The 7,522-nt window shown below is 63.6% G+C and carries 8 protein-coding genes; 4 read left to right on the forward strand and 4 right to left on the reverse strand.

The genetic code is table 11. The features are described 5' to 3' along the window. Window positions 1–463 precede the first annotated feature (463 nt). Window positions 464–1,480, reverse strand: coding sequence for a L,D-transpeptidase family protein (locus WCE35_RS23095; protein WP_424595629.1), 1,017 nt, complete (start codon window positions 1,478–1,480; stop codon window positions 464–466). Window positions 1,481–2,258: 778 nt separating this feature from the next. On the opposite strand from WCE35_RS23095, the gene WCE35_RS23100 reads away from it, so the two are divergent. Next, complete coding sequence (locus tag WCE35_RS23100; protein WP_424595630.1) at window positions 2,259–2,381, forward strand: hypothetical protein; 123 nt, start codon at window positions 2,259–2,261, stop codon at window positions 2,379–2,381. A gap of 66 nt (window positions 2,382–2,447) precedes the next feature. Here WCE35_RS23100 and WCE35_RS23105 read toward each other — a convergent pair whose 3' ends face one another. Further along, complete coding sequence (locus WCE35_RS23105) at window positions 2,448–2,978, reverse strand: hypothetical protein (RefSeq protein ID WP_424595631.1); 531 nt, start codon at window positions 2,976–2,978, stop codon at window positions 2,448–2,450. 554 nt (window positions 2,979–3,532) lie between these two features. On the opposite strand from WCE35_RS23105, the gene WCE35_RS23110 reads away from it, so the two are divergent. Further along, window positions 3,533–4,507 (forward strand): hypothetical protein, encoded by a 975-nt coding sequence (locus tag WCE35_RS23110; RefSeq protein WP_424595632.1) that lies wholly within the window; start codon window positions 3,533–3,535, stop codon window positions 4,505–4,507. Window positions 4,508–4,746: 239 nt separating this feature from the next. Next, window positions 4,747–5,361: a LysE family translocator gene (locus tag WCE35_RS23115; protein ID WP_424595633.1), complete on the forward strand. Its 615-nt coding sequence runs from the start codon at window positions 4,747–4,749 to the stop codon at window positions 5,359–5,361. Here WCE35_RS23115 and WCE35_RS23120 read toward each other — a convergent pair. Further along, window positions 5,358–6,155, reverse strand: a complete 798-nt coding sequence (locus tag WCE35_RS23120) for an N-formylglutamate amidohydrolase (RefSeq protein WP_424595634.1) — start codon at window positions 6,153–6,155, stop codon at window positions 5,358–5,360. The two genes, WCE35_RS23115 and WCE35_RS23120, sit on opposite strands and share 4 nt — an antisense overlap. 199 nt (window positions 6,156–6,354) lie before the next feature. Between WCE35_RS23120 and WCE35_RS23125 the strand changes: the two genes are divergently transcribed. Next, on the forward strand, window positions 6,355–6,753 hold the full coding sequence (locus WCE35_RS23125) for a gamma-glutamylcyclotransferase family protein (protein ID WP_424595635.1): 399 nt from the start codon (window positions 6,355–6,357) through the stop codon (window positions 6,751–6,753). A 178-nt stretch (window positions 6,754–6,931) separates the two neighbouring features. On the opposite strand, the gene WCE35_RS23130 is transcribed toward WCE35_RS23125, so the two are convergent. After that, window positions 6,932–7,486 carry a chlorite dismutase family protein gene (locus WCE35_RS23130; RefSeq protein ID WP_424595636.1) on the reverse strand — a complete coding sequence of 185 codons (555 nt, stop codon included), beginning with the start codon at window positions 7,484–7,486 and terminating at the stop codon, window positions 6,932–6,934. Between the last annotated feature and the right edge of the window lie 36 nt (window positions 7,487–7,522).

Genomic DNA, 7,522 nt, shown 5'->3' on the forward strand with positions numbered 1-7,522 from the left:
GCCCCCGGCGGCTCCTGCACCTCCATCGGTTGCTCCGGCGAGTCCGCCGGCTTCAACGCCGCGCCGCGACACGAGGGCCCCCACTTCAAAGTCGGCAGCGAAATGTGGCGCGGCGCACGAGGATCGCTATCCGTGGTTTCGTCGCTGCGCACCATTCGAAGACGATCGCCCGCGCGCTTTCGAGAACATGATGCCAGAAGGGGCCCGCCGCAATTCCCGCACGGCGGGGCCGTGTATCGGTGGCGTCGGCGGTTGCTACTGGGGTGGTGGTCAACACTGATCTACCGCTGCGTCATCCGCTGTTTCCGCCCGGCGAGCGCATCTATGATGGCGCGGGCATCGTCGCGCCGTGACAGGCTGAATCTTCGTGCAAGAACGGCTTCTTCGGGGGAGGGGGTGTTGCGACGTTCCGAACCTCAAAGCCGGCTGCGATTGCAATCGCCGACGTTCGTTCTCCAAGAAATCACCTGCATGGAGTTCCCTGGCCCGATGCCCACCATCGCCATCGCGACGCGCCACCGGTCCAACAGGAGGCAGGCAGGAGCTTGAAACCGGAGCTCGACGGCGCATGTTGCGCCGGTTCTGGCGGCGGTGCTTCGGCAAGCCTCGGTTTGGGACGACTGTCGGAAGATTCGTCCGACGGCCGTGGCGAACCGTTGGCAGTGTCGGTTGCTCCGCTTGGTGCGCGCGGCAGGTTGGCGGCGGGCGGCCTGACATCGGTCAGCATACGACGGCCGGCCGGCGCCTGCGGCGGCGGCGGCCTCGGCGGCAAGGCACTCTTCGCGGCCATCGGCCCATTGCCGCGCTGCGCCGGGGATAGCTCAGGCATGTCACCGGTTTCCCGGTAACGTATGATCCTCGGCGCGGGCGGGTACAAGCCTCGTGCTGCCGCGATCTCACGCCCCGCGGCCATCGGCCCATCGCCGCGCTGCGCCGGGGGTAGCTCAGGCGTGTCACCGGTTTCCCGGTAACGTACGATCCTCGGCACGGGCGGGTACGGGCCTCGTCCCGCCGCGATCTCGCGCCCCGGCAATGACGGCTGGTCAGAGCGAGCTTCCTCCGTTATTTCGATGGTGGTCTTGCCCGGACCTTCCTGTTGCACCAGGTCGAACAGCAGTGCGGCATGATGGGGATGCAGCCGTACGCAGCCATGCGATGCTGGTCCCCCCAGCCGATCGATCGCGTAGCTGCCGTGGATCGCGTAGCCATTGTGGAAGAAGATCGAATATGGCATCGGCGAGTTATAATAGGTGGTGGAGAACCAGTTGCGCTCCAATCGCTGCGGAGCGTAGACGCCGCTTGGCGTTGCCGTCTCATCACGGCCGGTGGAGACGGGCCAGATATAGCGCATGTAGCCGTTCTGGGTGACCATCATGCGCTGCGACGCTTTATCGACAAGAATGTCGAGCCTTGCCTCGGCGCTTTCGATAGTGATCAGCCATGCCAGTGCTGCGGCGACGATGACGGCATGGCGACGCATCACGAGCTCCACCGGTTTTTGCTGTGTCGATAAAGCAGATGAATCCGGGTGCTTTTTTGGCTAAAATCGGACCGGGAATCTCCGCGCACGCAGGCCGGCTCGCGGAGAGACCGCAAACTGCTTGTACAACTGGTAGTTAGCGACAGGCGCCAATTATTTACCATATTCCGCAACACTCATCGCGCGGCTCATTCTGGGCATTGGTGATCGGCATTCCATCGTTTCCTGCCCGGTATTCAATTACTTGCCGAGCTGAACTGCGTGATAGTTGCGGCGATTCGGCCGGAGCGGCGGCCCATGATGTGGCATTGACCCGCCGCTGCCCAAACAGTGTCGAAATGGGGGCAGCGGGGCCTGCGCCACGCAACGCGCGGTCCATCACTGCGCAGTGAACGTGAATGGCGTGCCTGCCAAGCCACAATATCCCTCGAACGCTCCCGGAAGTTGGCCTTTCCACCGATGAGATTTGTCACATCCGATAAACCCTCCGCCGAAACCAGGTTTTCGCGGAACGAAAGTTCTACCGGCCTTGAACGCTCCAACTAACGCCCTCAAAAATGCCCGAATCAGACGGCCATTTAAGGGCAACGCGCAACGAGCGTCACAATCTAGGCGCACGTGCATTGCGGGTGAGGAATATGCTGGTCAGGCCACGTATCTCAGACGTGGTCTTTGAACTTGCTACAAGATTTAGTACGTCGCCGGGTCCGATCATTTAAGCAAGATTTTGGGCGTTTCGTCGCAGCGCGAGGAGATATGCGCAGTGAACTTGTGGTTTATGATCTCGCTCGTACTGGTGATCCTTGCGGTCGTTGGTGTGTTTATCGAGATACCGGTTGTCAGCAATTATGCCTTCTGGTGCGTGATCGGCGCCTACCTCATGCTCGCGGGCACGAGGTGAGTACCGGTACGTGTCAAAACAAGAAACTGGAGCCTGCGTTCCGATCCAATCGGAACGGGATGTGTGCTAGTAGGTCTCGTCCCAAACCGGCGCTGGTGGCCGCGGCGGCTCCTCATAATATCCAGCGGCGGACGGTTCGTATCTGTAGCCATATCTGTCGCCGGACGGTTCGCGGTAGCCATATGGCGCTCGCCAGTCCCTGACACCGCCATAGCCCCACGGAAAATGCCTCGACCGGTATTGATAGCCGCCGTACCCGTACGGATTATAGCCGTAGTGACGGCGGTAATGGCAGCAGGGCCTGCCATAGCGCCGCTCGACATATTCGCGTTCGACGTAGCGGCGCTCGTACACGATGCCTGAATTGCAGCGCGGCCTGCAGCCGCACGCGGAGCACCCGTTGTAGTAGCGTTGGGGCGCGTAGCGGTTGGGTGAGTAGCCGTAGCCGCAGCGGTTGTAACAGGGATGGGAACCGTAATAGTAACCAGCTTGCGCAGGTGCGGTGACCGCGAACGAACCGAGCAATGCGAGGAGGCCTGCTAAGATCAGCGCCAATCGGCGGCGTCCTGGCGGGCGGGCGGTAGCAGGACTGTTCATTGTAACCTCCAACATGCGAGCCCCTGATCGCGCCACAGTCATGGCAAGAAATTCGACCAAAGTGCGACCGGTTGCACACGCAACCAAGTCGACACGTACGCCTTCGCTCCGTGCCGACGACAAGGCCGGCTCGGGATATTGCGACGAACACGTCGCGACGGCTGATCTAAGTGACAGGAAACATGAAGATTTCGGCAGGAGTTCCACCGCGCCCGCGCAGCCGACATTGGTCCCGCAATTGGCATTAACCATCTTCTCAGGAATTTTCTCGATAGGCGGCCCATGCGATGCTCGGACGTGAGGTAGCCGATGACGTGACGGCGGAGTGCAGGCGCCGCCGCATGAGCCAGGCCGGGAGGATCGCGTTCTTCTCTTCGGTCGCACAGCGTTCGAGAGCGGAAGATTTCGGCTTGGGATTAACCGCGTCTTAACGTTGCGTGCGGCCCGCTCCGCGTCACCATGCCGGCGGCCAATCACCACCATATTGCCCGAATCACAAACGAATCCTGCGATTGCTGTCCCAGCGTGTAATGGCTTGCTCGAATGAGTTTTCCATGGCCGACAAAGCGTTCGCCCTATCGCCGATTTCCGCCCGTGCCGCCCAGCCAGATGAGGCCGATTATGGGGCGATCCGCGAAGCCTTCATGGAGACGGCGAGCGGCCGCTGGTTTCTAGGCGAATATGCCAAACGTAACCGCAATGCCGATACCCGCATGGTGCTTGATGAGATGGCCCGAATTGAGCAGGCGCTGGAGGCACTACAGCAATCGGCGTCCGACACCCGACTCTCCGAGATCCTCGCTGCCATAATGAACGTCGTCGATCAGGCTACGGAGATAGCCGCTTCGGCCGCGAACGGGCTGGCGATCGATGATCGACTGGCGCCGATTCGCAGGGGTGCCGGGATCCTGAAGGAAATTTCCAGACGCTGGCGAGAAATCGGCGCCGAATCCCGCATTTGCGACTCGATCGACTCCCAGGTCGATGCCATCTGCGAGAGCTGCAGTCAGCTTGCGAGGGTCGATATCCGGGCTGCGCTTACAGCGGCATTCGAACTGATGAGAACCAGAATCGAGGTGCTTGCCGAGGAGAACGGTCTGGCCGTCCAGCCGGCGGCTAATCCTGCGGCGAAGTTTTATTCTGCGGCGACAACTGTGCAAGTCGCGGGGGAAGACGACACCCTTGCCTGCACGATGATGCTCGCGCCGGATATCGAATTGGCCACCTTGGCCGGTATTGACGCTCATCCTTGGGGCGATGCTGCTGACGGTGACTGTGTCGAACCAGCTCGTTCCGAAACCATGGTTGTCGCCGAGCAGATCGAGCCTGTCCCGATCCGGGCCGGGGGTTACGCGGTGCCGCCGGCGACGCAGCCAGAGTTCCCGGCCGCTCCGCCATCGCCGCTGCATCCGTCGCTTGGCCCGACGCCTTTTGCAGCCGAATTCCTGGAACCGCGTCCCCCAGACACCGATCCGTCGTCGGCAATCCGCCGCATGAGCCTGGTCGAGAAGATCGCGTTCTTCGCGTGACCTGGAAAGCAGTTCGAACATGACGGCGCCGGGGTTCGCTGCTCTTTTCGCGGAGACAGACCCCTCACCCATCCGCGATGCTTCGCATCAGCCGATGCAAAGCATCGGCGTCTTATCTGAGGACGGCGGCCAAAGGCCGCCTGCGCACCCTCGCCCGCAAGAGAAGAGGGCGGCTTCTCCCGCGTGACTGGTTGGTGCATAGTCGATCGGGCCAGTCCGATTGAATCACGAGCCCCGCCATGTTGCTTCAAGCCTACCTCGCCTTTGTCGCCGCCTGCATCGCGCTGGCGCTGCTGCCGGGCCCGATCGTGACGCTGGTGATCGCCAATGGCCTGCGCCACGGCACCCGCGCCGCGTTGATCAACGTCGCTGGTGCCCAGGCAGGACTGACGATCGTGATCGGCGTGGTCGCGATCGGCCTGACCTCGCTGATGGCGACCATGGGCTACTGGTTCGACTGGGTGCGGTTTGCCGGCGCGGCCTATCTGGTCTGGCTCGGCATCAGGCTCATCCGCTCGCCGGTCGAAAGCATCGATGCCGACGCGCCGCCGCCGCCGCGCGGCGGGTTTTTCCTGCAGGGATTTCTGGTGCTGCTCTCCAATCCGAAAGTGCTGGTGTTCTTCGGCGCTTTCATTCCGCAATTCGTGGACATCGGCAAAGACCACTTCCCGCAGGTGGCGCTGCTTGGCGCCACCTTCATGGTGACCGCCGTCCTGACCGATGCCGTCTATGCGCTGCTCGCCGGCCGCGCGCGGCTGTTTTTCTCGGCGCAGCGCACCCAGCTGTTGTCGCGCATTTCCGGCGGCTTCATGATCGGCGGCGGCATCTGGCTCGCGCTGACGCGGGCGCGCTAGATCAGCCGCTCGGCGCGCAGCATCGCTTCAATCTCGCCAAAAACCCGCGCCAGCCGGTCCGCCCATTCGCTCGCGCCGGCGGAATCGGAAATCAGGTCCTGACGGATCTCGATCCCGGTGTTGATCAGGCCGCGCGCCTCGCCGTGCGCGGGGATCGTGTAATCGGTCTCCTCGCTCACCGCATAGGGCTCGTTGTCGCCGACCACGAGACCGGTTTCCGCGCGCAACAATTTCAGCAGCCGCGGCGGCAGGGCGGTGTCGCGGTGATAGAGTGCGCCGATGTGCCAGGGCCGCGCGATCCCGGCATAAATCGGCGTAAAGCTGTGCAGCGACACCAGCACCGTCGGCATGCCCCCTTGCCGGCGCCGGTCGATGACCTCGTCGATGCGCCGATGATAGGGATCGAAGATTTGCCGGCGCCGCATCTCGGCCGCCTCGCGCATCAGGTTTTCGTTGCCGGGGATGATCGTTGCCTCGCTGATGCGCGGGATCGAACTCGCGGCATGCGGCGGCCGGTTGCAGTCGATCACGAGGCGCGAATAGCGCTGCGCGACCAGATGCGCGTCGAGCTGTTTGGACAGCGCTTCGGCGACGCCGGCGATCCCGATATCCCAGGCGATATGCCGGGTCAGCTCGCCCGCCGGCAGGCCGAGGTCGCCGAGCGCGCGCGGGATCAGCCGCCCGTAATGGTCGCACGTCAGCAGAAACGGCGAACGCCCCGCGGCATTGCGTTCATGAACGGGTGCAGCATCCCCGTCGCCGAGGATCGATGCTGTGCCGGCAATGCTGTCCAAGGCCTTGTCCTCACCTTTGCCCGTCGAAGCGGCAGACCTGGAAATGAGCCGCGATCACTATGGACCGGACTGCCCGGAATCATGATGATGGCGCGACGATGCCGATACTGACGATTGACCGCAAGACCGTACATCGCCGCGGTCTGTTCCCGCGCGTCGCGCCGACCCGCTGGCTCGCAATGGCGGGGATGGAGCTTCCATGATCTCCGATCGCCTCTTTGTCTACGGCACGCTGATGCGCGGCTTCGACCATCCGATGGCGAGGCTGTTGTCGCGCAGCGCCGATTTTCTCGGGGAAGCCCGCTGCCGCGGCCGGCTCTATCGCGTGAAGCATTATCCGGGGCTGGTGTTGTCCGACGACCCCGCCGACGTCGTGTTCGGCGAATTGTATCGCCTGCGCGCGCGCGACGCATTGCTCGATGAGTTCGACATGTATGAAGCCTGCGGCGCAGGTTTCCCCGAGCCGACCGAATATGTCAGGCGGATGCTGCAGGTTTCGCTGCACGACGGCACGGCGACCGGGGCGTGGAGCTACCTCTACAACTGGCCGGTGGCGCGCCTGCCGCGCATCGCCTCGGGCAGGTTTCTGGCGCGGTAGGCATGCCCATCGTGTCCCGGACGCGGTGCAGCGTGCTTTACGCTGCTCCGCAGAGCCGGGACCCACACTTCGGACAGTTCGGCGATGGGCCCCGGATCAGCAGCGCACCGCCATAGCGCGTCGAAGACGCGCGTGAACGCGCTTGTGGCGCTGCGCTGCGTCCGGGGCACGAGAGCGGTCAATCTTCCCGCACCATCCGCACGTCCACCTCGCGCTCGACATAGGTCCATTCCTCGGTGGCGCGCAGCAGGCCGACCAGCTCCTCGAACATGGTGGCATGTTCGGGCGCGTATTCGAACCAGGTGAGGAAGTCGAAGGGCTCGCCGAGGTCGCGGCAGTGATAGAGCTGGCGCGCGATCGCCGGCAGGTACTTCATGCTGCTGGCGATGTGGTGCGACTTGTCCTCAAAGATCTGCCGCCGCGCTTCCTGCGTCAGCTCCCACCAGGCGGGCGATTTGCGGATCGGGATCAGCGCCGCGCAGGTCGCCTCCCTGCGGCCGAGTCCGGCCTGCGCGGCGGTGAGCGCCTGCATTTCGCCGCGTTCGACATAGCGGACGTGGCTGGCGACGCCGGCCAGCCGCCAGGAGGTTTGCGAGGGCAATAGCGGCAGCGCGATCGATTCGGCGCGGACGACCGCCAGCGCCGGCGTCGGCGCCAGCGGCTCGCCCGTGACCGGCGCCAGCAGGCTCACCCGCCAGCCGCCGCTTTGCCCGCCTCTGAAGGTCGTGAACATGGCGCCATGGAAGCGTGGAACCGGGTAAGGTTCAAG

Source organism: Bradyrhizobium sp. (assembly GCF_049691595.1).
GTDB lineage: Bacteria > Pseudomonadota > Alphaproteobacteria > Rhizobiales > Xanthobacteraceae > Bradyrhizobium.